Source organism: Methylovirgula sp. (assembly GCF_037200945.1).
Lineage (GTDB): Bacteria > Pseudomonadota > Alphaproteobacteria > Rhizobiales > Beijerinckiaceae > Methylovirgula.
The window spans coordinates 3,321,934-3,345,711 of the sequence record NZ_JBBCGP010000001.1; the positions used below are offsets into that span (position 1 = coordinate 3,321,934).

The 23,778-nt window shown below is 60.9% G+C and carries 23 protein-coding genes; 12 read left to right on the forward strand and 11 right to left on the reverse strand.

Features of this window, described 5'->3' with window-relative positions; all coding sequences use genetic code 11:
- Positions 1–16 precede the first annotated feature (16 nt).
- Positions 17–3,445, forward strand: a complete 3,429-nt coding sequence (locus WDN02_RS16200) for an error-prone DNA polymerase (RefSeq protein WP_337294973.1) — start codon at positions 17–19, stop codon at positions 3,443–3,445.
- A gap of 87 nt (positions 3,446–3,532) precedes the next feature.
- On the opposite strand, the gene WDN02_RS16205 is transcribed toward WDN02_RS16200, so the two are convergent.
- Together WDN02_RS16205 and WDN02_RS16210 are read right to left on the reverse strand one after the other, a co-directional pair.
- Positions 3,533–3,742, reverse strand: a complete 210-nt coding sequence (locus WDN02_RS16205) for a cold-shock protein (protein ID WP_337294463.1) — start codon at positions 3,740–3,742, stop codon at positions 3,533–3,535.
- Positions 3,743–3,932: 190 nt separating this feature from the next.
- Positions 3,933–5,219, reverse strand: a complete 1,287-nt coding sequence (locus tag WDN02_RS16210) for an adenosylmethionine--8-amino-7-oxononanoate transaminase (protein ID WP_337294464.1) — start codon at positions 5,217–5,219, stop codon at positions 3,933–3,935.
- Positions 5,220–5,284: 65 nt separating this feature from the next.
- On the opposite strand from WDN02_RS16210, the gene WDN02_RS16215 reads away from it, so the two are divergent.
- The 4 genes from WDN02_RS16215 to WDN02_RS16230 are packed head-to-tail and all read left to right on the forward strand — an operon-like array spanning position 5,285 to position 9,391.
- Positions 5,285–6,424 carry an aminotransferase class I/II-fold pyridoxal phosphate-dependent enzyme gene (locus WDN02_RS16215; RefSeq protein ID WP_337294465.1) on the forward strand — a complete coding sequence of 380 codons (1,140 nt, stop codon included), beginning with the start codon at positions 5,285–5,287 and terminating at the stop codon, positions 6,422–6,424.
- Positions 6,425–6,437: 13 nt separating this feature from the next.
- On the forward strand, positions 6,438–7,124 hold the full coding sequence (gene bioD / locus WDN02_RS16220; protein WP_337294466.1) for a dethiobiotin synthase: 687 nt from the start codon (positions 6,438–6,440) through the stop codon (positions 7,122–7,124).
- A gap of 39 nt (positions 7,125–7,163) precedes the next feature.
- Complete coding sequence (locus WDN02_RS16225) at positions 7,164–8,483, forward strand: chloride channel protein (RefSeq protein ID WP_337294467.1); 1,320 nt, start codon at positions 7,164–7,166, stop codon at positions 8,481–8,483.
- Positions 8,480–9,391, forward strand: a complete 912-nt coding sequence (locus tag WDN02_RS16230) for an MBL fold metallo-hydrolase (protein WP_337294468.1) — start codon at positions 8,480–8,482, stop codon at positions 9,389–9,391. Before WDN02_RS16225 ends, WDN02_RS16230 begins: the two co-directional genes overlap by 4 nt.
- Here the strand turns inward: WDN02_RS16230 and WDN02_RS16235 are convergent, their stop codons facing one another.
- A complete protein-coding gene (locus WDN02_RS16235; RefSeq protein ID WP_337294469.1) occupies positions 9,392–10,165 on the reverse strand; it encodes a DUF1499 domain-containing protein in 774 nt (257 codons plus the stop codon).
- 185 nt (positions 10,166–10,350) lie between these two features.
- On the opposite strand from WDN02_RS16235, the gene WDN02_RS16240 reads away from it, so the two are divergent.
- Together WDN02_RS16240 and WDN02_RS16245 are read left to right on the forward strand one after the other, a co-directional pair.
- Positions 10,351–10,548 carry a hypothetical protein gene (locus WDN02_RS16240; RefSeq protein WP_337294470.1) on the forward strand — a complete coding sequence of 66 codons (198 nt, stop codon included), beginning with the start codon at positions 10,351–10,353 and terminating at the stop codon, positions 10,546–10,548.
- Between the two features lie 132 nt (positions 10,549–10,680).
- Entirely contained in the window at positions 10,681–11,601 is a 921-nt protein-coding gene (locus WDN02_RS16245) for a metallophosphoesterase (protein ID WP_337294471.1), read from the forward strand.
- A gap of 68 nt (positions 11,602–11,669) precedes the next feature.
- Here WDN02_RS16245 and WDN02_RS16250 read toward each other — a convergent pair whose 3' ends face one another.
- Positions 11,670–12,281, reverse strand: a complete 612-nt coding sequence (locus WDN02_RS16250; RefSeq protein ID WP_337294472.1) for a L,D-transpeptidase — start codon at positions 12,279–12,281, stop codon at positions 11,670–11,672.
- A 218-nt stretch (positions 12,282–12,499) separates the two neighbouring features.
- Here WDN02_RS16250 and WDN02_RS16255 point away from each other — a divergent pair, with 218 nt between their 5' ends.
- Positions 12,500–13,456, forward strand: coding sequence for a histone deacetylase family protein (locus tag WDN02_RS16255; protein ID WP_337294473.1), 957 nt, complete (start codon positions 12,500–12,502; stop codon positions 13,454–13,456).
- On the opposite strand, the gene ribB is transcribed toward WDN02_RS16255, so the two are convergent.
- A complete protein-coding gene (ribB, locus tag WDN02_RS16260) occupies positions 13,429–14,511 on the reverse strand; it encodes a 3,4-dihydroxy-2-butanone-4-phosphate synthase (RefSeq protein WP_337294474.1) in 1,083 nt (360 codons plus the stop codon). The genes WDN02_RS16255 and ribB overlap by 28 nt on opposite strands.
- Positions 14,512–14,571: 60 nt before the next feature.
- Between ribB and WDN02_RS16265 the strand changes: the two genes are divergently transcribed.
- A complete protein-coding gene (locus tag WDN02_RS16265; RefSeq protein WP_337294475.1) occupies positions 14,572–15,351 on the forward strand; it encodes a phosphodiester glycosidase family protein in 780 nt (259 codons plus the stop codon).
- Here the strand turns inward: WDN02_RS16265 and aroC are convergent.
- The 4 genes from aroC to WDN02_RS16285 form a co-directional block, all read right to left on the reverse strand.
- Positions 15,348–16,418: a chorismate synthase gene (aroC, locus tag WDN02_RS16270; RefSeq protein WP_337294476.1), complete on the reverse strand. Its 1,071-nt coding sequence runs from the start codon at positions 16,416–16,418 to the stop codon at positions 15,348–15,350. The genes WDN02_RS16265 and aroC overlap by 4 nt on opposite strands.
- Before the next feature lie 54 nt (positions 16,419–16,472).
- Complete coding sequence (fabI, locus tag WDN02_RS16275; RefSeq protein WP_337294477.1) at positions 16,473–17,321, reverse strand: enoyl-ACP reductase FabI; 849 nt, start codon at positions 17,319–17,321, stop codon at positions 16,473–16,475.
- A gap of 235 nt (positions 17,322–17,556) precedes the next feature.
- Positions 17,557–18,519 (reverse strand): DnaJ C-terminal domain-containing protein, encoded by a 963-nt coding sequence (locus WDN02_RS16280; RefSeq protein WP_337294478.1) that lies wholly within the window; start codon positions 18,517–18,519, stop codon positions 17,557–17,559.
- Between the two features lie 222 nt (positions 18,520–18,741).
- Positions 18,742–19,191 (reverse strand): RT0821/Lpp0805 family surface protein, encoded by a 450-nt coding sequence (locus tag WDN02_RS16285; protein ID WP_337294479.1) that lies wholly within the window; start codon positions 19,189–19,191, stop codon positions 18,742–18,744.
- Positions 19,192–19,254: 63 nt separating this feature from the next.
- On the opposite strand from WDN02_RS16285, the gene pdxH reads away from it, so the two are divergent.
- The 3 genes from pdxH to WDN02_RS16300 are packed head-to-tail and all read left to right on the forward strand — an operon-like array spanning position 19,255 to position 20,892.
- Entirely contained in the window at positions 19,255–19,869 is a 615-nt protein-coding gene (pdxH, locus tag WDN02_RS16290) for a pyridoxamine 5'-phosphate oxidase (RefSeq protein ID WP_337294480.1), read from the forward strand.
- Positions 19,866–20,315 (forward strand): NUDIX hydrolase, encoded by a 450-nt coding sequence (locus tag WDN02_RS16295; RefSeq protein ID WP_337294481.1) that lies wholly within the window; start codon positions 19,866–19,868, stop codon positions 20,313–20,315. Before pdxH ends, WDN02_RS16295 begins: the two co-directional genes overlap by 4 nt.
- A 4-nt stretch (positions 20,316–20,319) precedes the next feature.
- Complete coding sequence (locus tag WDN02_RS16300) at positions 20,320–20,892, forward strand: TIGR02301 family protein (RefSeq protein WP_337294482.1); 573 nt, start codon at positions 20,320–20,322, stop codon at positions 20,890–20,892.
- 29 nt (positions 20,893–20,921) lie between these two features.
- On the opposite strand, the gene WDN02_RS16305 is transcribed toward WDN02_RS16300, so the two are convergent.
- Both WDN02_RS16305 and WDN02_RS16310 read right to left on the reverse strand, forming a co-directional pair.
- On the reverse strand, positions 20,922–22,349 hold the full coding sequence (locus WDN02_RS16305) for a hypothetical protein (RefSeq protein WP_337294483.1): 1,428 nt from the start codon (positions 22,347–22,349) through the stop codon (positions 20,922–20,924).
- Between the two features lie 58 nt (positions 22,350–22,407).
- On the reverse strand, positions 22,408–23,733 hold the full coding sequence (locus WDN02_RS16310; RefSeq protein WP_337294484.1) for a dihydroorotase: 1,326 nt from the start codon (positions 23,731–23,733) through the stop codon (positions 22,408–22,410).
- Positions 23,734–23,778: the final 45 nt, after the last annotated feature.

Sequence of the window (23,778 nt, forward strand, 5' to 3'; positions counted from 1 at the left end):
GACCCCAGCAGAAAAGATCATTGTCCCCTTCGCCGAATTTGGCGTGACGACGAATTTCTCATTCCTGCGCGGCGCCTCGCATCCGGAAGAATTCGTCGAACACGCCTATAAGCTCGGTCTGAGAGGCCTTGGTATCGCCGACCGTAATTCGCTCGCCGGCGTCGTGCGCGCGCATCTCTTCGCACGCGAAAATAAGATTGAGCCGGAGACTTTGCGCATCGCCATCGGTTGCCGTCTGGTTTTTTGCGATGGCACGCCGGATATCCTCGCCTATCCGCAAGATCGCGCTGCCTATGCACGGCTCACACGCCTCATCACGCGCGGCAATCTAAAAGGACAGAAGGGGCTGTGCCGACTCGAAGCTGCCGATCTGCTCGACGCAAACGAAGGCCTGCAACTCGCGGTTTTTCCGATGAGTACCTGGGAACCGGACGACGACGACGCAAAGCCCGGCAAATTCTATGCGGATTTCGCAGCCGAGCCGGCGCGCGCACTTTCGCTTCAAAGCAAGCCGTCTGAATCATCGAGCGGTGCGCACATATTCCTGCAGCAGCTACGCGACATTGCCCCCGGCCGCGTCTGGCTCGCCGTGAGCATGATCTATGGCCCGCAGATGCGCCAGGCGCTGGCCGAACGCGCCGCGCTGGCACGAAATCTTGGCATGCCGCTCATTGCCACGAACGATGTGCTGATGCATGAAGCGGCGCGGCGCCCGTTGCAGGATGTACTCACTGCCATCCGCAACCGCACGACGCTCGATGCAATCGGCCGGAAATTGCAAGCCAATGCCGAACGGCATTTGAAAGACGGCCGCGAAATGGCGCGGCTCTTCGCCGAAGCACCTGAGGCCATCGACGAGACTTTGCGCTTTCTCGAAGGTCTTACCTTTTCGCTCGCCGATCTCAAGAATCAATATCCGGAAGAATTGCGCGAAGGCTACGCCTCGCCGCAAGTGGCGCTCGAAGCCTTCGCCAAGGCCGGGGCAGAGAAGCGTTATGAGGACGGGGGCGGAGTGCCTGAGAAGGTGAAACACACGCTCGCTTACGAACTCGCGCTCGTCGCGGAGATGGAATACGCGCCCTACTTTCTCACCGTGCATGACATCGTGCGTTTCGCGCGCAGTAAAGACATTCTCTGCCAAGGGCGTGGTTCGGCGGCCAATTCGACGATCTGCTATTGCCTCGGCATCACCGATGTCGATCCGGCGCAATCTGCGCTGCTCTTCGAACGCTTCATTTCGAAAGACCGGGGCGAGCCGCCCGACATCGATGTCGATTTCGAGCACGAGCGGCGCGAAGAGGTGATGCAATATATCTACAATCGCTATGGCCGTGCGCGCGCCGGGCTCACGGCGACGGTCATCACCTATCGCAGCCGCTCAGCGCTCCGCGATGTCGGCAAGGTTTTTGGCCTTTCGGAAGATGCGATTTCCGCGTTGTCGAGTTCGCTCTGGGGTGGCTCCTCGGAAGGCCCACAGGAGAAACAAATCCGCCGCCTGGGCCTCGATCCGCGCGAGGATCGCCTCGCGCAAACCTTGGCGCTTGCGCAGGAGCTTGTCGGTTTCCCGCGCCATCTTTCGCAGCACACCGGCGGCTTCGTCATCACCCGCGACCGGCTCGATGAAACCGTGCCCATTGCCCATGCCGCAATGGACGACCGCACCACCGTCGAATGGGACAAGGACGATCTCGATGCGCTCGGCATCCTGAAGGTCGATGTTCTCGCCCTCGGCATGCTCACATGTTTGCGAAAGAGTTTCGACCTTCTACGTTTGCATTACGGCATCGATCATGTGATCGACACCATTCCGGCGGAAGAACGTGCGGTCTATAATATGATCTCAAATGCCGACACGATTGGCGTCTTCCAGATCGAGAGCCGCGCACAAATGTCGATGCTGCCGCGGCTGCGGCCGCAGACGTTCTACGATCTTGTCATCGAAGTCGCGATCGTCCGGCCCGGCCCCATTCAAGGCGATATGGTGCATCCCTATCTGCAGCGAAGGCAGAATCCGGAGCTTGTCAATTATCCCTCGAAAGAACTCGAAGAGGTGCTGAAAAAGACGCTTGGTGTTCCACTCTTCCAAGAACAGGCGATGAAGATCGCCATCGTCGCCGCAGGATTCACTCCGGCCGAGGCCGATAGGTTGCGCCGCGCCATGGCAACCTTCAAACGCGTCGGCATCATCGACACATTCCGTACCAAAATGGTCGAAGGCATGGTCGAACGTCATTACCCGCGCGATTTTGCCGAACGCTGTTTCAAACAGATCGAGGGCTTCGGCTCCTATGGCTTTCCCGAGAGCCATGCGGCCTCTTTTGCTTTGCTCGTCTATGCTTCAGCCTGGATCAAATGCCGTTATCCGGATGTTTTCGCCTGCGCCCTGCTCAATGCCCAGCCGATGGGCTTTTATGCACCAGCGCAGATCGTTTGCGACGCGCGCGAACATGGCGTCGCGGTCGAAGAAATAGATATCAATTATTCCGACTGGAATTGTACGCTCGAAGAAGACGAAACCACGTGTTCGTCGCGCCTCCATTCGCGCCATGCCTCAATGCGACACGATATCCGTTCCACGCATAAATTACGCCTTGGCTTTCGTCAGATTCAGGGCGTTGGCCAAGCGGATATGGAAGCGCTCGTCGTCAATCGCGGCAAAGGCTATGACTCAATCCGCGATCTCTGGCTGCGGACTGGTCTCGCGCCAAGCGTTCTCGCGGCGCTGGCCGAAGCGGATGCGTTCCGCTCCCTCGGCCTCGACCGGCGCGACGCGCTCTGGGCCGTGCGCGGCTTGAATCGGGCCGGCGATAAGGACGACCTCCCCTTATTGAGAGACTTAAGCTTCCGCGCGCTGGAGCCGGAAGCGCATTTGCCGCCGATGTCGCTTGGCGAACATGTCGTCGAGGATTACCGGCATTTGTCGCTCTCGCTGAAGGCACATCCGGTCAGCTTTCTGCGGCCGCATCTTAAAACCGAAAAGATCGTGCGTACGCAGGATCTTGCACTCATGGCTTCGGGCCAGCGTGTGCGCACCGCCGGACTCGTGCTGATCCGGCAGCGCCCTGGTACGGCAAGCGGCGTGATTTTTCTGACGATCGAGGATGAAACAGGCATCGCCAATGCGATCGTCTGGCCGAAAATTTTCGAATCCAACCGGGCGATTGTCATCGCTGCGCGTTTCGTCGCCATCACCGGGCGATTGCAATCGGAATCGGGCGTCATTCATGTCGTCGTCGAACGGCTCGACGATCTGACACCGCTGCTCGGAGTTTTATCCCGACCGGACAACAGCCTCACCCAACCAATCAAAAATCCGCAACGGCATCCGCGCAATCAAATGCGCCACACACCGCCGACATTATTTGACACAAAGACCGGACAAACCACAGCCGACAAGCGCGACGACATCCACCACGTTCTGCCGAAAGGCCGGAATTTTCATTAAAATGGTGGCCACGTCAGTTCGACGCTTTGACCCAGCAAAAAGCCGCCGTTCAGAGGAACGGCGGCTTTTCAGTTCAAATCTTTACGATCAGGCGGCTTGCAGATTAACCGCAGACGGCTTGCCCGAACGACGGTCGGTCTCGACCTCGAAGCTTACCTTCTGGCCTTCGACAAGGCCGCGCAGGCCGGAACGCTCGACGGCGCTGACATGCACGAACACGTCCTTGCCGCCGTCGTCCGGCTGAATGAAACCATAACCTTTTTGATCGTTGAAGAATTTAACAGTTCCGGTTGCCATCGATCGCCCTTTCCGGCATTTGCTCGACGGCCGCATGAGCGCGGCCGCTTGTTTCAGTCGAATTTGGTAACGTGGCTGAAACGTGCGCCGGCAGTCCAGACGAAGCGATTCAGAAGTCAGTCCAAAAGCGAGGCCCGCTATATGCGGGCGAAACGCGCATTTGGCAAGAGCTGCCAAAAGCCAAGCTTATTCAATTGAGTTCATTGCGGACCACTTCGACGATGGCGTCTGTCAGCTGCCGCAAATCGTCACCGCTGATGGTTAAGGCCGGCGTGAGATAAATAATATCGCCAAATGGCCGGATGAAAACGCCACGTTCTACAAAGCGTCGCTTTAGCGTTGCGATATTGTCAATTTTCGAAAATTCGACAACGCTGATCGCGCCGCGGACGCGCACATCCTTAACGCCGCGCATGTCACGGCAAGGCTCAAGCCCCGCCTTCAACGAGGCTTCAATCTCGGCGACTTGTGCCAGCCGCGGCTCGTGCGCGAAGAGGTCGAGCGACGCGTTCGCCGCTGCGCAGGCCAAAGCATTCGCCATGAAGGTCGGCCCGTGCATCAGCGCATGGGTCGGATCGTCGGACCAAAAAGCGTCAAAGATTTTTTGCCGTGCGATTGTCGCGGCGAGCGGCATGGTGCCCCCGGTCAGGGCCTTCGACAGGCAGATGATGTCCGGCACGACATCCGCAGATTCGCAGGCGAACATCGTGCCGGTGCGGCCAAAGCCCGTGAAAATCTCATCGAAAATCAAAAGAAGATCGTATTTGTCCGCGAGTGCGCGCAAACGCGACAGCACAATCGCATCATGAAAAATCATCCCGCCGGCGCCCTGCACCAGCGGCTCCACGATAATGCCCGCGAGCTTATCGGCATGTTGTGCGATCAGCGCGTCGAGGGCCGCCATCGCGTCTTCGTCGCGCGGCAGATCGGCAATGATCTGTTCCGGCAAAATTCCAGCAAAGCGCTTATGCATCCCTTCGTCAGGGTCGCAGATCGCCATCGTCGCGAATGTATCGCCGTGATAGGCGCCGCGAAAGGCGAGCATCTTGGTTCTGCCGCGCACGTCCTTGTTGAGCCAATATTGCAAGGCCATTTTCAGCGCGACTTCGACCGCAACCGAGCCGCTGTCGGAGAAGAATACGCGGTCGAGATCGCCTGGCAACAGCGCTGAAAGCCGCGACGCGAGCCGCACCGCCGGTTCGTGGATCAGACCGCCAAACATGACATGCGGCATGGTTTCAAGCTGCTGCATGACTGCGGCGCGGATATGCGGGTGATTGTAGCCATGGCAGGCCGTCCACCAGCTTGCGATCCCATCGATAAGCTCGCGGCCATCCGCAAGCACGATGCGCGAACCATGTGTCGCGGAAACCGCAAGCGGCGGCGCCATATCCTTCATCTGGGCATAGGGCAGCCAGATGTAGTCGCGCCAAGCCTCTTTCCAATCAATACCTTGCCAATCAATATCTTGCGTCAAAAGACACGCCTTGTTGCCAGAGCCGGGCGCCACGGTTAAACCGCAATGGCAACGAAGGAAAGCCCGTGAAATCCCTCGACGCATTTGCGCGACACAAACTGGCGGAACTCGACAAGTCGAGCCTGCGGCGAGGCCTGGTGAAAACCGAGCGCTCGGACGGCGCCATTGTCATGCGCAACGGGCGCCGGCTCGTGTCCTTTTCGTGCAACGATTATCTGGGCCTGTCGCAGCATCCGGGCGTCAAGGCCGCGGCCATTGACGCAACCGAGGCGTTTGGCGCGGGCGCCGGCGCCTCGCGCCTCGTCACCGGCAATTATCCGTTACTTGACGTGCTTGAGGCGCGGCTCGCGCAATTGAAACATACTGAGGCCGCGCGCGTTTTCGGCTCCGGCTATCTGACAAATCTTGGAGTTATTCCGGCGCTCGCCGGGGATGGCGATCTGATCCTCATCGACGAACTGGCGCATGCGTGCATCTTCGCTGGCGGCCGGCTTTCGCCCGCGACGACTCGAATCTTCCGTCACAATGATGTGGACGATGCAAATGCCATTCTCAGCGCAGAGCGCGAGCGCCATCGGCATGCCCTCCTCATCACCGATCACGTTTTCTCGATGGATGGCGACCGCGCGCCTGTCGCGGCCCTGGCAGATGTCTGCGCAACGCATGATACCTGGCTGATGACCGATGACGCCCACGGTCTCGCCGTTCTCGACACGCAAACACATCAAGCCCACGTCCCGCTTCAAATGGGCACGCTGTCGAAGGCGCTCGGCAGCTATGGCGGCTATCTCTGCGCCTCGCGCGATGTGATCGATCTTATGACATCGCGGGCGCGCACGCTCGTCTACTCGACCGCGCTGCCGCCAGCGAGCACGGCTGCGGCGATTGCCGCGCTCGATCTCATCGCCGCCGACCCGGCGCTTTGTGCGCGTCCTCTTGCGCATGCCCGCGCGTTCACGCAACGGCTCGGACTGCCTGAGGCGCAAAGCCCGATCGTGCCGTTCGTCCTCGGCCGGGCGGAAACGGCGCTCAAGGCTTCAAGAATTCTGGAAGACGAAGGCTTTCTCGTCGTCGCGATCCGCCCGCCGACGGTGGCGGAAGGTTCTGCCCGGCTTCGCTTTGCTTTTTCTGCCGCGCATCGTGACGAGGATGTGGCACGCCTCGCCGATGTTGTCGCTCGGCTCGATCTTCGCGCGCCGGCTTAGCGGGAACGTCATCATGTCCCCTCTCTTCATCACCGCAACGGGAACCGACATCGGCAAAACCTTCGTCACGGCCGGGCTTATTCACGCGTTGCACCAGCACGGCCGCAAGGTCACTGTATTGAAACCGATAGCAACCGGCTTCGACGCGGAAAACTTCGCCGCCAGCGATGCGGCTCTGCTGCTCAAAGCTTGTGGGCGCAACGTCGATCTCGATGCGATCGCGGCGATTTCGCCCTGGCGATTCGCCGCACCGCTCTCGCCGGATATGGTGGCAGCAGAGGAAGGCAGGACGATCGACGTCTCAGCCGTCCACCGCTTCTGCGCCGAGGCGATCGCCGAAGCCGAAGACGTACTGCTCATCGAGGGCATCGGCGGCCTGATGGTGCCACTCGATGCGCAATCGACGGTCTGCGACCTCATCGCGGCGCTCAAAATTCCAACGATCCTGATCGCCGGCACTTATCTCGGCAGCTTGAGCCATACACTCACGGCGCTCGAAGTTGCGCAAAAGCGTGATCTGCACATCGCTGCGCTCGTCCTCAATGAAACAAAAAATTCGAGTGTAACGATGGAGGCAACCCGCGAGAGCCTCAGTCATTTCTGGAAGGGGCCCGTCGTGACGATCCCGCATAATGCTCCCGACGCCTCCACGTTCGAGAAACTTATGGAATTTTTGCCGCCGACCGTTTCTGTGGCATGAAACGTCTGACAACAAAGCAAAATCGCACATAACCCGCCGATGCCCGACCCAAGCCGCCTGACCCATCTTCGAATTGCGACGCGCGACGCGTTGCGGCCCTGGGGCCGTCGGACGTTGTTTGTCATCGGTGGTCTTCTCGTCGGTGGAGCGGCCATTCTGATGGCGATACTCGCTGATCTCGCGCAGCATGAATTCCATCAGCTCCTAAATATCTCTCGATACTTGTCGCTCGTGCTGACGCCATTCGGTTTCGGTCTCATCGTCTTTCTCACCCTGCATGTTTTTCCGAATTCGCAAGGCAGCGGTATTCCGCAAGTGATCGCCGCGCGCGAACTGCCGGAGGGCCCGACACGCACCGCGCTCGTATCTTTGCGCGTCGCTGTTGGGAAAATCGTCGCCGTCACGCTCGGGCTTTTCTTCGGCGCTTCGATCGGCCGCGAAGGGCCAACCGTCCAGGTCGGCGCCGCACTCATGTATACGATGGGGCGCCGCGCGATGGAATATCAACGCGGACTGCTGCTCGCCGGTGCTGCGGCGGGCATTGCCGCCGCGTTCAACACGCCGCTAGCCGGCATCGTCTTCGGCATCGAAGAGTTAAGCCGTTCGTTTGAATCACGGACAAGCGGTCTCGTTCTCGGCGCGATTATCGCCGCGGGCCTGACCTCTCTCGGTCTCGTTGGCGATTATACCTATTTTGGCTCGACGGCTGCGGTGCTGCCACTCGGCCGCGCCTGGCTCGTTGTTCCTGTATGCGCGGTTCTCGGCGGCCTATCGGGCGGTCTATTCAGCCGCATCGTCGTCGGTTTCGCGCGTGGCCTACCGGGCCAAGCTGGACGATTGATCGCCAAACGTCCGATCGCCTTCGCGATGTTGTGCGGGCTTGGCGTTGCGCTCACTGGCCTACTTTCCGCCGATACGAGCTACGGCACCGGTTACGAGCAGGCGCGTGCGATCGTTCATGGCGCCATGCCGTCCTGCGCCGTCTTCGGCCTCATGAAATTCTTCGCGAGCCTGTTTTCCTCGATCGGCGGCATTCCCGGCGGCCTCTTTGCGCCATCGCTGGCAGTCGGCGCAGGGCTCGCTGCCAATCTTCATCCGCTGTTTCAGGATGTGCCTCTGGGCGCGCTGGCATTGGTCGGCATGGTTTCCTATCTCACGGGTGTCGTCCAGACGCCGATCACGTCGTTCGTCATCGTGTCGGAGATGACGCAAAACCATAGGATGATCATCCCCTTGATGCTGGCCGCCCTGATTGCTGATGCCGTCTCGAAGTCGATCTGCAAGGACAGCATCTATCACGCTCTAGCACAGGTCTTTCTGGATAAAGCTGCCAAGACCGACGCGGCATCGCCCGAATGAGCAATCCCGATCCGGAAATTCCATTCGACCTCCGCTCACCGGGCGCGCCCGATAAACTTGTCCGGCTTTCGCCGCTCGTACGGCGCATCATTGCGGACAATCCCGGCCCGATGACCTTCACCGGCACCTGTACCTATGTCGTTGGCACCGGCGACGTCGCGGTTATCGACCCCGGACCGGATTCCCCCCCGCATCTCTCCGCACTGCTCGATGCTTTGAAGGACGAGCAGGTCCGGCACATTGTCGTGACCCATACGCACCGCGACCATTCGGCAGGCGCTGTGGCTTTGAAGGCGGCGACGGGCGCGGAAATCATCGGCTGTGCGCCCTACATCGCGTCCGAGAATGGAAGCAGTTCGGGGCTCGAAGCCGCGCATGACCGCACGTATCGGCCGGACAGGGTTTTGGCCGACGGCGATGAAATCAACGGGCCCGGCTATGTTCTCAAGGCCGTGACGACCCCCGGCCATACCGGCAACCATCTGGCGTTTGCACTGGCTGAGGAACGCGCACTGTTCTCCGGCGATCACGTCATGGCCTGGGCAACGACGGTGGTGATTCCACCCGATGGCAAGATGCGCGACTACATGGCCTCGCTCGAAAAACTGCTGGCGCGGGACGACGTGCAATATTGGCCCGGCCACGGCGGCGGCCTAACGGAACCGCAACGCATGGTTCGCGCCCTGCTGCATCATCGCCGGCTGCGCGAGGCCGCGATCCTGGCAGCGCTCGATAGAGGACAAGCGGACATTCCAACGCTCGTTGCATCACTCTACCAAGGGCTCGACCCGCGCCTTCGCAGCGCCGCCGGGCTTTCCGTTCTTGCACATCTGCGGGATCTCGGAACCCGCGGGCTCGTGCAGGTTCCCGAAGGCGACGGGCTTGTGGGCGTCTACAGCCGTATCTGACTATTTCGCATTAGCCTGGGTCTTCAATTCGGCGGCAAAAGCTTCGATCCTCGAAGCATTGCCGCCGAAATCATGCCGCCCAATCCGCGATGAAGAACGGATATCGACGCGCGTCTCGCCGGCTAAGGGCCAGATACGGACCGTGATGTCATCGGCGAAGCCGAGAATCATGCCGTGCGCAATCGCATCCACGTGTCCGAGCCCAAGCCTTCCGCCGGGCGGAATTGCATTGACGATTTTCCAGCGTAGGGCCGAGGCGGCGGCGAGTACGGCCTGATAGGCATCATCGGCCTCCAGATCGAGATAGATCGGCTGCACATTCGGATAGGCTCCAGTCTGTGCCTCTCGTGCAGCGTCCGAAATGGACGGCGGAATCCAGCCGTGCCGGGCGGTCATAGCTTTCCGCGACAGGGAATAAGACGGCGGATCGTCGGTGTCGGTCGAAATGTCGTTGAGCACCGGTAGCCGTACGGCCTGCACGCCGAGATAGGCGGGATAAGCGAGCAAAAGCACCGCGAGGAACGCGCCACCAAAAAGGAGGCCGACACCCTTGCGTCCGGTTTGCCAGATTTCGACGCTCGCGGCGCCAGCGCAAAGGATGGCGAGACAGGCGAGGATGATCGCCGAGCCGATGACCGCCAGGACAGCCGTCGGATCGAGACCAAGGCGCGCAAGGCCGAGGCCGGTCGCAACGACGGCGACAGCGAAGACGGCGAGGCGGCGCGCCCAGATCGCGCTCTCCGAAAACGGCTCCTCGATGATCAGATGGCGCATGAGTAAACCCGCGGACCCCACGCAAAATTACGGATGTTGAAGCGTGGACACAACCTGCGGCCAAATGCCGGCGAAATAAAATTCGCGCGGCTTTAACTTAAATTCGAAAGGTTCTGTTTACTGCCCCGCCCGAAGCTCTCCTGCATGTGCAATGCGTTTGTGCGCCAAGACAGTGAGAAAAATCGATGAAGGAACAAGATCCAAATTTGCGCTACGCCCAGGCGCCCGGCGATGCGCGCGATATTCTTGCCCGCCTCTATCGTGAAATCGGTATTTCCGCCGTCGCGGCCGCGCTTCAGGCGACGCAGCCAAGGCCCGTCGACAAACAGGTGGAAGACGCCAAACGCCAGCAGCCGCGCCGCTTTGACGGACGTGCAGCTTAAAGCACTGCCTAAAGAACAGGGGTGAACAAATTTTAGCCCCTAACCTTCCCTAGGAAAACCTGATCCCAGCGGCCGCCGCTTCATTATGGCGGCCGTATACGTGCGCCATGCGCGCCTTGATCGGTTTTCCGAATGACCTTGCTGACCCGCCGGCACATTCTTCAAGGCGCCGGCGCCATGACATTGGCTGGCGCTAGCCTTGGCACTTATGCCTGCGTGATCGAACCGGGGTTCCGTCTCGACGTCACAAATTATGGTCTGACGCCGCCGCATTGGACGCCGGGGCTCAATCTTAAAGCAGCGTTGATCGCCGATATCCACGCCTGCGAACCGCAGATGTCCGCCGCGCGAATTCGCCATATCGCCGAAGTCACTAATCTACTCAATCCAGACATCGTTTTTCTGCTCGGCGACTTCAACGCTGCACATCGCTTCGTGACGGGTCCGGTCTATCCGGAGCAATGGGCGGAGGCTTTGTCGATCCTGCGTCCGCCGCTCGGCGTTTTCGCGATCCTCGGGAACCACGATTGGTGGCACGGCGCGCTGCCGCATATGCGGAGCGACGATGCTGCGGCGATCCGCAGCGCGTTGCACCAGGCGAACTTCAAACTATTGGACAATGAAGCGGTCGGGCTGATGAAAAACGGCCAGCCCTTCTGGGTCGCCGGCCTCGGCGATCAATTGGCCCACCCGAACGCGCACTGGCGTGGCTTTCAAGGCGACGACGATCTCGAGGGAACTCTCGCGAAAGCGGCCGACGGCGCGCCAGTTCTCTTGCTGGCGCATGAACCCTTTGTATTCCCCCGCGTCCCGGCGCGCGTGTCACTGACTCTTTGCGGCCATACGCATGGTGGCCAGGTCAATCTGCCGATCATCACGGAGCAATTTACTGAAGCCCAATTCGGTATGAAGAACGTCTATGGCCACATCGTCGAAGGTGGCCGCCATATGATCATCTCAGCCGGACTCGGCACGTCGATCGCACCGATCCGCCTGTTCCGGCCGCCGGAAATCGTGCTGGTCAACATCGGCAGCGAGAGCGCCCTCGCCTAACGAAAACGCCTGCATCAAAGATGCAGGCGCCGAATCTTCTTGATGATGAGCCGTGTATTTTGTCCGGTCTATTCGACGACGACCGTGGTGCCGACCTTGACCCGGTTATAGAGGTCGATGGCGTCGATATTCGACATGCGGATGCAACCCGAAGACACCGCTTGACCGATCTGCTCCGGCTCGTTGGTGCCGTGGATGCGGTACATCGTGTCCTTGTTGCCCTGGTAGAGATACATGGCGCGCGCGCCGAGCGGATTTTCCGGACCGCCCGGAAGACCACCGGCGTCTGCCGTCGGCTGCAGATGCGGCCAGCGCTTCAACATGTCGGACGGCGGCATCCAATGCGGCCATTCCTGCTTGGCGCCGATCTTGGCTGTGCCGGTCCAGCCCGCAGCCTCGGAACCGGCTGCAATGCCGTAGCGCATGGCTTTGCCGTGCGGCATGACGTAGTAGAGATACATATGCTTGGTATCGACGACAACCGTGCCAGGCGACTGGCCCGTCGGGTCTTCAACTTCATAGCGATGGAACTGCGAAGGAATGTCGGCCTTCGGTGCGAGGGCGAGAAACTCTTGATCGCGCCCCGAAAGGCTCGGATCAGGGGTCGCCAATCCGTCCGCCTCGCAACCCGCCAAGAATGTAAAAAGTGGCAGTGCCCAAATGATTTTGCGAAATTTCATTTCAACGATCCCCGCCTTTATGAAGGAAATAACGCATCGGCTGCAGTCTCGCCACTGCTACAAGCGTTCGTAGCCTCTGGCACAGCAAGAAGAGGAAATGCTGTGGCGCAAATGAAACATTTTAAAGGCCAGAATCCGCCCCGAGGGACTGCGTCGGCCGGACTGTCGTACGCCAATGCTACGCTTCAGGCGAATCACTCCGATTGCATCGGGCGCCCGTGACGACTTTGCTCTTCAGCCATCCCGCGAGTCTTGGCCACGACACCGGTCCGGGCCATCCGGAATCCCAGGCTCGGCTTGGCGCGATCGATCAGGCGCTCACTGCCGAAGCATTTCACGACCTCAAGCGCGAAGCGTCGCCGCGGGCCGGACTCGAACCGATCCTGCGTGTGCATCCGCCAGCCTATGCCGCGGCGATCGAAGCCGCCATCCCCACAAAAGGCATCGCCTATCTCGACGCCGATACGCCCGTCAGCCACGGCTCCTGGGAAGCGATCCTGCATTCGGTCGGCGGCGGCATCGCAGCCGTCGATGCCGTCATGCGCGGCGACGCCGATAACGCTTTCGTGGTGACAAGGCCGCCCGGCCATCATGCGAGCCAAACCAATGCGATGGGCTTTTGCCTTTTCAACAATGCCGCGATCGCCGCACGGCACGCCCAGGCCGCGCATGGCGCCGAGCGCATCGCCATCGTCGATTTCGACGTCCATCACGGCAATGGCACGCAGGCGATCTTCTGGGCCGACCTCAGCGTGCTCTATTGTTCAACGCATGAAATGCCGCTGTTTCCCGGCACCGGCGCCGCCTCAGAAACCGGCGCCCACGGGACGATCGTCAATGCGCCACTCGCACCCGGCGCCGATGGCTTCATCTTTCGCGAGGCGATCGAAGCCGTCGTTCTGCCGCGGCTAATCGCCTTCGCGCCGGATCTTGTGATCATCTCAGCGGGCTTCGACGCGCATTGGCGCGACCCTCTGGCGAGCCTCAATCTCACGGAGGCTGATTTCGCATGGGTCACGACGCAACTCATGGAAGCCGCAGAACATTGCTGCGACAGCCGAATCGTGTCGCTGCTCGAAGGCGGCTATGATCTCGTCGGGCTCGGCCGGTCCACCGCCGCGCATGTCGCGGCGCTGATGGGTTCCGGTTATTTCTCGCCTTCGACCGGCTCGTAAGCGACGATCTCGATACCGAAGCCGGACAGGCCGACGTAGTTTAGCGGCGACGACGTGCGTAGCCGGATCGATGAGATGCCGAGGTCGCGCAGGATTTGCGCGCCGACGCCGATCTCGCGCCATTCCTTGGTCCGCATCGCCTCGGAGGCGCTTTCCTTCACATCGGACAGGACCGGCACACCCGCCGTGCCATCGCGCAGCAGGACAAGAACGCCGCGTCCCTCTTTGCGGAAGCACGCCAATGTCTTCGGAATCTGCGCGCTTCCTGTGATGACATCGGCGATAAGATCGACCCGGTGCAGGCGCGCCGGAATATTGCGGCCGTCGCCGATTTCGCCTTGAACAAAAGCGAAGTGATGCACGGGCTCATAAGGCGTCGCGTAGGCGTAACCTGTCAGCGGGCCGCTTGGCCCATCGACCGGAAACACCTTGACGCGCTCAATGAGTTTTTCCCGCTCCTGCCGATAGGCAATGAGTTGGGCGACCGAGATGCGCTTGAGCTTATGGGTATCGGCAAACGCCTGGATTTGCGCGCCGGCCATCACGCTGCCGTCATCGTTGGCGAGTTCGCAGATGACGCCGACCGGCGGCAGGCCCGCGAGGCGGCAGAGATCGACGGCCGCCTCGGTATGCCCCGAGCGCATCAGGACACCGCCGTCGCGGGCGATGAGCGGAAACACATGGCCGGGGCGGACGAAATCCGCAGCGCCCATATTGCCATTGGCCAGCGCCCGCACCGTATTCGAGCGCTGCTCGGCGGAAATGCCGGTCGTCAGCCCATGCCGGACATCGACGGAGACTGTGAAGGCCGTACCCAACGGGGCATCGTTCGTGGCGACCATCGGCTGCAGATTGAGACGACGCGCCTCCTCTGGGGGCAGCGGCGCGCAGACGATACCGCTCGTATGGCGGATGATGAAGCCCATCTTTTCTGGCGTGCAGAGCGACGCGGCACAGATGAGGTCACCCTCATTCTCGCGATCGTCGTCATCGGTGACGATCACGATCTCGCCCCGAGCGATGGCCTCGATCGCCTCTGTCACGGTATGACGCATTCTGAAAACTCCACGAATCCTGTTATCTAAGCTAGATAAGGAACATCGGCCGCTTGGACAATGCTGCGCAAAACTGGTCTTGACGCGCTGTTGCTGCGTATCGCGCTCGGCGCCATTCTCCTATCCTCTGCGCTGGCATCGGCGCACGCGCAGGAAAGCGGGCCTTGCAATGCCATCAGCGAGGGCGGCCAACGCTATACGATCTGTACCTTCGATGTGCGCAGAGCACGGCTGCGGCTTTTCCTGGCGGGTGCGGATGGCAAGCCTTATAGCAATTTTGCCGCGATTGCCGAGGCTCTGAAATCACGTGGCGATTCGCTCGCTTTCGCGATGAATGCCGGCATGTTCGGGACGGATTATCGCCCCATCGGGCTTTATGTCGAGGGCGGCCGTCAGCTTATGCCGGCCAATACGCGCGCAGGCTCCGGCAATTTTCACTTGAAGCCCAACGGCATCTTCTATTTCGACGCCCGGCACGCCGGCATTATGGAGACGAGCCGCTATCTTGAAGCTCATCTACATCCTGAATACGCAACACAGTCCGGCCCGATGCTGGTCATCGAAGGCGCGCTGCATCCGAAAATCGAAGCCTCGGGGACGTCGCAGAAAATCCGCAACGGCGTTGGGGTACGCGACGGCCATATCGTCGTCTTTGCGATCTCGGACGACCCGGTGACGTTCTATCAATTCGCCACGCTGTTTCGCGACCGGCTGAATTGTCCGAACGCACTTTTTCTCGATGGCTCGGTTTCGAGTCTTTATGCGCCGGCTGTCGGCCGCGATGATGCTTTGTTGCCGCTCGGCCCGATTATCGGCGTGGTCAATTACGGCGTGCGTTAACCGACCTGTGCGCGATGGCGCAGGAACTGGTCGGCCAGCACGCAGGCGACCATGGCCTCACCGACGGGAACCGCGCGGATGCCGACGCAGGGGTCGTGGCGTCCCTTAGTGGCGATCTCCGTTTCCGCGCCGGCACGATCAATCGTTTTACGAGGTGCCAGGATTGAAGATGTCGGCTTCACCGCGAAGCGCGCGACAATCGCCTGCCCTGTCGAAATGCCGCCGAGGATGCCGCCGGCATGATTACTCGAAAAGATCGGCAGGCCGTCATTGCCCATGCGCATCTCGTCGGCGTTTTCTTCGCCCGACAGCGCCGCGGCGGCAAAGCCATCGCCAATCTCGACGCCTTTCACCGCATTGATCGACATCAACGCGGAGGCGAGTTCCGAATCGAGCTTGCTATAGATCGGCGCACCCCAGCCCGCCGGTACGTTTTCGGCAACGATCTCGATCACCGCGCCAATCGACGAGCCGGACTTACGGATAGCATCGAGCTGCGTCTCAAACTCCCGCGCCTTGTCGGCATCTGGAGAAAAGAAGGCATTGCGCCGCGTCTCGTCCCAATCCCATTTGGCGCGATCGATCCACTCGCTGCCCATCGCAACGAGCGCGCCACGGACGGTCACATTGCCGAGGACTTTTCGCGCGATGGCGCCGGCAGCGACGCGCATCGCCGTCTCGCGCGCCGAGGACCGGCCGCCGCCGCGATAATCGCGAATGCCGTATTTCGCTTCGTAAGTGTAATCGGCATGACCCGGACGGAACTTGTCCTTGATCGCGTCGTAATCCTTCGAGCGCTGATCCTCGTTCTCGATCAGCAGACCGATCGGCGTTCCGGTCGTGCGATCTTCAAACACGCCGGACAGGATGCGGACTTTATCGCTCTCCTGCCGCTGCGTCGTGAACCGTGAGGTGCCCGGCCGGCGCTCGTCAAGATAATGCTGAATGTCAGCCTCGGTGAGCGCAATGCCCGGCGGGCAGCCATCGACCACGCAGCCGATCGCCTGCCCGTGGCTCTCGCCAAAGGTCGTGACGCGAAACAGGTGACCAAACGTATTATGCGACATTGTTTTCGCACATGATCTTATCCGAAAAGTCTGCAACTTTTCGGGATCAAGCGTCTATTCCTTGATGAGCGCCGACATATCCGGCGCGGCGGGATTTTTCATGCCGACGATATGATAGCCGGCGTCCACATGCATGATCTCGCCGGTTATGCCGCGCGATAATGGCGAGAGCAGAAAGGCGGCGCTCTCGCCAACTTCGTCGATCGTCACCGAGCGCCGCAGCGGCGCGTTATATTCATTCCACTTGAGGATGTAGCGGAAGTCGCCGATGCCCGACGCGGCAAGCGTCTTGATCGGACCCGCCGAAATCGCATTAACGCGAATGTTCTTCTGTCCAAGGTCGGCGGCGAGATAGCGCACGGAGGCTTCAAGAGCCGCCTTGGCAACGCCCATCACGTTATAATGCGGCATCCACTTCTCGGCGCCGTAATAAGTGAGCGTCAGCAGCGAGCCGCCATTCGTCATCAGCTTTTCGGCGCGCTGCGCGATCGCGGTGAAGGAATAGCAGGAGATCAGCAGCGTGTTGCTGAAATTGTCTGCCGTTGTCTCGACATAGCGGCCCGTGAGCTGATCCTTGTCGGAAAACGCCACGCAATGGACGACGAAATCAAGGCTACCCCAGAGCCGCTCGATCTCACCGAAAACCGCATCGATGCTCGCTTCGTCGGTCACGTCGCAATGGCCGACGACGGCGGCCTGCAATTCCTCCGCGAGCGGGCGCACGCGCTTTTCGAGCGACTCGCCTTGATAGGTGAAGGCAAGCTCGGCGCCCGCCGCACGAGCCGCCTTGGCAATGCCCCAGGCAATCGAACGATTGTTGGCCGCGCCCAGCACGAGGCCGCGTTTACCAGCCAAAATTCCGGTGGCGTTCGTCTCTGCGGATAGGCGCTCCGGCTGCGTCATTCTGGGTCCTGGGCAATAATTGAGAGGCCGCGCGCGGGCGACGCCGCCGGGCTTGAAGCCTTTAACCCGGTTTACGCCGATTGGCCAAGCCCATGTCGTCGCGCCATCCCGGCAAACCCACGCCTTTCAAAGCGGAACTTGCTGCGATTGCAGGCGGTTCAAGGCTAATAAATCACGATGGCTTGCGATTGTTACAGTCAAAGCCCGCAATCGTGATCCCCGCCGGGTGGCCGCTTCAGGTCAGATCCTGCCGGGGATCGTAGGGATGCTGCTTCTGCCAGTTCTCAGCCAGCGCGGTGAGATCGGGATCGGACCCATCCGGCAGGACAATCCGCAAAGTCACCAGCAGATCGCCGGACGTGCCGCCTGGATGGGGCAGCCCCTTGCCGCGAAGACGCAGGGTGCGGCCGCCGTTCGACCCGGGCGGAACGGTCAGTTCCACCTTACCGTCAAGCGTCGGCACGTTGACCTTCGCACCCAACACGGCCTCATAGAGGGTCAGCGGCAGATCGAGTCTCAGATCGCGATTGTCGACGCGGAAATAGGGATGTTTGGCGATGCGGACAGTCACCAACGCATCACCCGCCTCGCCGCCATAGGCGCTCGGATGGCCCTGCCCCTTCAGCCGGATCGTTTTGCCGTCTTCAATCCCGGCTGGAACATTGATTTCGAGTGTGCGGCCGGTGGGAAGGCTGACACGGCTTTTGCCGCCATGCACCGCCTCGCGCAGGCTGACACTGATGTCCGCCGTCACATCCTCGCCGCGCGGCAAGGAGCGGCTCTGCTGGCCGGCGCCGCGGCGTCCTGCACCAAACAATTCGCTGAAAATGTCGCTCGCGTCGAACCCTCCGGCTCCGCCGCCACCACCACCCGGTGCGCCGCGAAATTCAAAGTGCTCGAATCCACCGCCCGGCGCGCGGCGGGTAAATCCGCCCTGCCCGGCGCCAGCGCCGAAGCCTTCGAATCCCTGAAACTTCGGCTTGCCTTCGGCATCGATCTCACCACGGTCGAACTGGCCGCGCTTGGTCTCGTCGCCGATAATCTCATAGGCAGAGCTCACCTCGGCGAATTTATCCTTCGCCTTGGGGTCCTTGCTCTGGTCGGGATGAAATTTCTTGGCAAGCTTTCGATAGGCCTTCTTGATTTCGTCGAGGCTGGCCGTCTTCGCTACACCTAAAACAATATATGGATCACGCATCTTCGAGCCCGTTAACGCGCCCGCCCGCAGCGCGCTTCCCCACCAGATGGGATATCCGGTCGATAAGAAAGCACGCTAATTCTGGCGCATGTTCCGATCGAAAAAGTCATGCAACTTTTTCGGAACACGCGCTATGGCACGGGCGCAAATGTCTCACCGCCAACTTGGGGGTTTCATGCGTTTGGCGCAAGCCTCGCGCGGCTGGTTCGAAAATGCAGGCGCTTAGCCTTTGCCGACCGCGTGGACATCCGTGACCAGCCAATCGCCATCCTTGCCGGCGCAGGCCGTGCCTTGCAGCGAATCGTCGGCATCATGACGATCGACCGCCGCAGCAAAGGCGCGGCAGGTGCCGGACGCCGTCAGGTAGGCGGAGCCGACAGGCACAAACGAGCCCTTGGCGCCGGAGTCCGGATTTGCCCACGCCACGCTATTTTTGGCTTCGTCACCGCCAAGCGCTGAGGCGAGCGCCGCCTTGGCGCGGCGCCAATCTTCGCCAACGAGACCATCGAATTGCGATTTCTGGATCGAGCCGGTCGAATCGTCATCCCCGAGCAGCGAGCCCATCGGCATCGATACGGAACACCCGCTGAGCGTCGTAGCGGTAAACAGGACGGCAAGCAAAGGCCACGCTGAAGCCCTCGTCAGACCGACTCTATTTCCCGTATAACGCATGCAACGCGACCCCCGCCTGTTGGACAAAGCTTAACCTCATTCAATGGCCCTGAAAGCCTAGGCATGGATAAATTAACTGTGTGTGACTTTACCGAGGCTGACGAGCCGTTCGCGCTCTTTGCAGATTGGATGGCAGAGGCGGAGAAGGCTGAACCCAACGATCCAAATGCGATGGCACTTGCGACAACAGGCGCCGATGGCCTGCCCGATGTCCGCATGGTCTTGCTGAAGTCGTTCGACTCGAACGGCTTTGTTTTTTATAGCAATTCGGAAAGCGCCAAAGGGCTTGAACTGGCGCAGAACATGAAAGCCGCTGTGCTGTTTCACTGGAAGTCGCTGCGCCGACAGGTGCGTGTCCGCGGGCTCGTCGAAAAGGCAAGCGATGCCGAAGCCGACGCCTATTTTGCCAGCCGCGCGCTGCAAAGCCGCATCGGTGCCTGGGCCAGTCAGCAGTCGCGCCCGCTCGAAAGCCGCTTCGCGCTCGAAAAAGCCGCGGCAAAATATGCCGCCAAATTCGCGCTCGGCACGGTGCCTCGGCCGCCCTATTGGATTGGCTATCGCATCACGCCGGTCGCGATCGAATTCTGGTCGGACGGCGCATTCCGGCTTCACGACCGCATTGTCTTCACCCGCGCGACGCCCGAAGGCGGCTGGCAACAGCAGCGGCTTTATCCGTGAGCGCATTGGCGTTCGATGCACCGCGTCCGCATGTCGGCGTCAGCATTTCCGTCTTCCGCGACGGGCGCGTTCTGCTCGCAACGCGGACCAAGCCGCCGTATGCGGGGCTTTTCACCCTGCCGGGCGGTCATCTGGAGGCGGGCGAAAAGGTCGCCGATGCCGCGTTGCGCGAACTCGAAGAGGAAACCGGCGTCAAGGCCGAGCTTGTCGGCTTCAACCAATATGTCGAAATCATCGCCCCACCCGATACGGACGGCCTGACCCGGCACTTTGTCATTCTGTCCTTCGTGGCGCGATGGATTTCGGGTGAAGGCGCGCCCGGCCCTGAAGCGGGCGAAATTCTGTGGACTTATCCGGATGAAATTGCGCAACTTGCGACATCGCCACGCCTCATCGAAGTCGTGACCAATGCGCATAAGGTTTTGATGCAGAAAAGTCCGGGCTGAACTCGTGGTCAAACGATACGCGATCATCTTCGTCAGCGCGCTTTGCAGCTTCGCGCCGCCGGCCGCGCAGGCGCAGGGGTGGTTTGGCGGCGGCGGTTTCAATCTTTTCGGAGCGCCGCCGCAATATAGGCCGCAGGAATTCGAGCCCCCGCGGACGATCCCGCGCCGTCCCCGCCCGCATCCTCACCCGCATCCGTCAGCATCTCTGCCCAAACCCGGCGTCGCCAATGCCAAGCCCGGCACACCACCGCCGCCACCTCCGGATGAGCCGCCGCCACCTTACGAGCCGCAGCTTTTGCGCCTATCGGAACTGCTCGGCGCATTGACCTATCTTCAGCATCTTTGCGGCAGTCAGGATGCCCAGATCTGGCGCGACAAGATGAGCGCGCTGATGGACGCTGAGACGCAAAATGCGTCACGCCGCTCAAGGCTGGCCGGCGCTTACAACCGCGGCTTCAACGGCTATGAATTGAGCTACCGCGAATGTACGCCGAACGCGAAGGTCGTGATCGGCCGCTTCCTCGACGAAACCGGCAAGATCGCCCGCGATGTCACGCATCGATATGGGACGTCGTAAAGCTCTGCGACGACGATTCGTTTGCGACTTCACTGCGCGATATTGAGTATTTTGGCGAGGGTGTTGCCCGGCCCGAAACAATCCTTGCCGAATTTGCCTTTGAAGCACCTGCCAAGTTCGTTCATCGCGAGCGGCGTTCCCATACAGCCTTCATAGGATTTTGAATCGCCTGCCGATGAGACGGCGCATTGCGCGGAAATCCGCCAATTGTCATCCGTTTTCGGCGCAGCCGCACATAACGCGAAAGAAACAGGCGAGTCTTGCGAGGTGGCGGCGCATTCGGCGAGATGCGCCGCGTCATCCGACAAAACCGAACCCGCTGCACAGACGGCAAGTGTTGCAGGATCATTGTTCGCGACGGTGGCGCAGGCAAGCGTCCGGCGGATTTTCTCATCCGGGACGAGCTCGCCGGTGCAAGCCGCGACGAGCGAACTGCCTTCGCCGCCGTTCGCGAAACAGCCGTAGAGCCTTTGCGTCGCCGCCAGCTCCGGTCTTTTATCGAGGAAACAGCCGACCTGCGCGTTGCGCCGCACGCCGGCACAGGCGGCAACGATTTCCGATACGTGAGTTGTGCCGCCTAAAAGCACCCCCGCGCATTTCGCGGCGCTATTCCCCGGATCGGAAAAGCAGGCCGAGGCTTGCTCGGCACGCCCCATCGCAGGCGAAAAATTGCCGAGACATCCGGCGACGCTTCTGTCGTCATCTTCAGATTGCACAAGGCAGGCTGCGAGCGCTTTTTCGGCAGGGCTGGCGTTTGGCAAAAGGCAATCGGCGAGCGCCGATGCGGAGGTTCCAGCCTGCGCGGCGCATCCGATCGCCGCCTTCGCCGCCGCGACCCGATCAGGGGCGCCGAGGCAGGATGCAAATTTGTCGGGCGCGGCGCCCTGCGCGCCAAAACATTTGACGATGGCAGGCAGATCCGGATCGGCTGCCACGCTTTTCGCAAGACACAAGGCGCGCCCGGTCTCCGAATCGGTCGCTCCGACACATTGTAAAAGCGCCTGGCTTTGATCGTGGCGCATCGACGTCTGAATACAGGCGAGGAAATCTTGCTGTGTCGCGGCGGTCTTATTGCAAGCGTCCACAGTGGCGGCGCTGGGGAGACCGGGGAAGTTGCGCGTATCCAGGGACAGATTGCTGTCGCGCGTCAAATATTGCTGCTCCAGAAGAGCATCCAGGATCGCGCGTCCATTAGGCGTATCCGGCAGAAAGGGACACGCAATCGGACCAGCTTTCCCTGCGTCCGTGTTTTGGAGCGCGCACAGCAGCAGGGCCGTGGGCGTCAGCCACGCTTGGGCGCAGGCACGGAGATCGCGAATCGCCGTCTGCCCGGCATTGAAACAGGCGAGGATCGTCGGCGCTTTGTCACTATCCGATTGCGGCGCCGGCTGAGCGTGCGCGGCGAAGGAAAAAGCCCAAACGAAAAAAGCCGAGATCAACGCCCGATTGAATCGCATATGCACGTCCTCCCACGCGATGCCCCGGCGTTGTTATGCTTTTGCGGGCGTTTGCACTTTATAGACTGCCGATAAACCGCACCGCGTCACCCTGCCCCGGCGTGACGATCTCGCCCTGCCACATCACGCGCTGCCCGCGCACGATGGTGCCAATTGGCCAGCCCGTGACCGTGACACCGTCATAAGGCGTCCACCCGCTGCGTGACGCGCTCCATTGATCGGCGATCGTCTCGCGGCGCTTGAGATCGACGAGCGTGAAATCGGCATCGTAGCCGACGGCTACCCGTCCCTTGCCGGCGATGCCGAAGAGCCGTGCCGGCCCGGCGCTTGTCATGTCGACGAAGCGTTCAAGGCTCAGCCGCCCGGCATTCACATGATCGAGCATGATCGGAACAAGCGTCTGTACGCCTGTCATGCCCGAGGGGCTTTGCGGATAGGGCTTCGCCTTCTCTTCCAGCGTGTGCGGTGCGTGATCGGAGCCGAGGATATCGGCGATGCCCTGATGCAACCCATACCAGATGCGCTCGCGATGGCGCGGCGCACGGATCGGTGGATTCATCTGCAACCGCGTGCCAAGCCGCGCATAATCGTCGGCGCTCAGCGTCAGATGCTGCGGCGTAACTTCGACGCTGGCGACATCCTTATGCTGCGCCAGAAAATCGATCTCTTCTGCTGTCGAGACATGCAGCACATGGATCGAGGCATGTTGTTCGCGCGCGATGCGGACGAGCCGCCGCGTACTCTTGAGCGCCGCTTCTTCATCACGCCAGACGGGATGCGATGAGGGATCGCCTGCGACGCGCAAATTCTTGCGTTCTTCGAGCCGATATTCATCCTCGGAATGAAACGCTGCACGCCGCCGCGTCTGGCCGAGAATTGCCGCGACGCCGGAATCGTCGGCGACAAGCAGCGCCCCGGTGGACGAGCCCATGAAAACCTTGATGCCCGCCGCGGCCGGCAGCCGCTCAAGCTCGGGAATGTCCTTGACGTTCTCGTGCGTGCCACCGACCCAGAAGGCGAAATCGCAATGCATCCGGTGATGCGCCCGGCGCACCTTGTCTTCGAGCTCGGCCGCGCCGGTCGTCAGTGGATTGGTGTTGGGCATTTCGAAGACAGCGGTGACGCCGCCCATGACCGCCGCACGTGACCCCGTCTCCAGATCTTCCTTATGCGTTGCGCCCGGCTCGCGAAAATGCACCTGCGTGTCGATCACGCCCGGCAGGATGTGCAGCCCCTTGGCGTCGATCACTTCGTCGGCCGAAGCCCGCGACAGGTCGCCGATCTCGGCGATCTTGCCGGCACGGACGCCGATGTCGCGCGCGCCGATTCCATCCTGATTGACCAGAACGCCGCCCTTGAGGATCAGATCGAAAGTCTGGGACATGGGTCTCGCTGCTTGAAGACGCGCCAAAACTTGCCTTGCGGCCCC

What these genes read in the sequence shown, in the direction of transcription:
- WDN02_RS16205 (WP_337294463.1), bottom strand. Translation starts at nt 3,742, where the DNA reads ATGGCAACCGGAACTGTTAAATTCTTCAACGATCAAAAAGGTTATGGT.
- bioD (WP_337294466.1), top strand. Translation starts at nt 6,438, where the DNA reads ATGTCCCCTCTCTTCATCACCGCAACGGGAACCGACATCGGCAAAACC.
- WDN02_RS16225 (WP_337294467.1), top strand. Translation starts at nt 7,164, where the DNA reads ATGCCCGACCCAAGCCGCCTGACCCATCTTCGAATTGCGACGCGCGAC.
- WDN02_RS16230 (WP_337294468.1), top strand. Translation starts at nt 8,480, where the DNA reads ATGAGCAATCCCGATCCGGAAATTCCATTCGACCTCCGCTCACCGGGC.
- WDN02_RS16235 (WP_337294469.1), bottom strand. Translation starts at nt 10,165, where the DNA reads ATGCGCCATCTGATCATCGAGGAGCCGTTTTCGGAGAGCGCGATCTGG.
- WDN02_RS16240 (WP_337294470.1), top strand. Translation starts at nt 10,351, where the DNA reads ATGAAGGAACAAGATCCAAATTTGCGCTACGCCCAGGCGCCCGGCGAT.
- WDN02_RS16245 (WP_337294471.1), top strand. Translation starts at nt 10,681, where the DNA reads ATGACCTTGCTGACCCGCCGGCACATTCTTCAAGGCGCCGGCGCCATG.
- WDN02_RS16250 (WP_337294472.1), bottom strand. Translation starts at nt 12,281, where the DNA reads ATGAAATTTCGCAAAATCATTTGGGCACTGCCACTTTTTACATTCTTG.
- ribB (WP_337294474.1), bottom strand. Translation starts at nt 14,511, where the DNA reads ATGCGTCATACCGTGACAGAGGCGATCGAGGCCATCGCTCGGGGCGAG.
- WDN02_RS16265 (WP_337294475.1), top strand. Translation starts at nt 14,572, where the DNA reads ATGCTGCGCAAAACTGGTCTTGACGCGCTGTTGCTGCGTATCGCGCTC.
- aroC (WP_337294476.1), bottom strand. Translation starts at nt 16,418, where the DNA reads ATGTCGCATAATACGTTTGGTCACCTGTTTCGCGTCACGACCTTTGGC.
- fabI (WP_337294477.1), bottom strand. Translation starts at nt 17,321, where the DNA reads ATGACGCAGCCGGAGCGCCTATCCGCAGAGACGAACGCCACCGGAATT.
- WDN02_RS16280 (WP_337294478.1), bottom strand. Translation starts at nt 18,519, where the DNA reads ATGCGTGATCCATATATTGTTTTAGGTGTAGCGAAGACGGCCAGCCTC.
- WDN02_RS16285 (WP_337294479.1), bottom strand. Translation starts at nt 19,191, where the DNA reads ATGCGTTATACGGGAAATAGAGTCGGTCTGACGAGGGCTTCAGCGTGG.
- pdxH (WP_337294480.1), top strand. Translation starts at nt 19,255, where the DNA reads ATGGATAAATTAACTGTGTGTGACTTTACCGAGGCTGACGAGCCGTTC.
- WDN02_RS16305 (WP_337294483.1), bottom strand. Translation starts at nt 22,349, where the DNA reads ATGCGATTCAATCGGGCGTTGATCTCGGCTTTTTTCGTTTGGGCTTTT.
- WDN02_RS16310 (WP_337294484.1), bottom strand. Translation starts at nt 23,733, where the DNA reads ATGTCCCAGACTTTCGATCTGATCCTCAAGGGCGGCGTTCTGGTCAAT.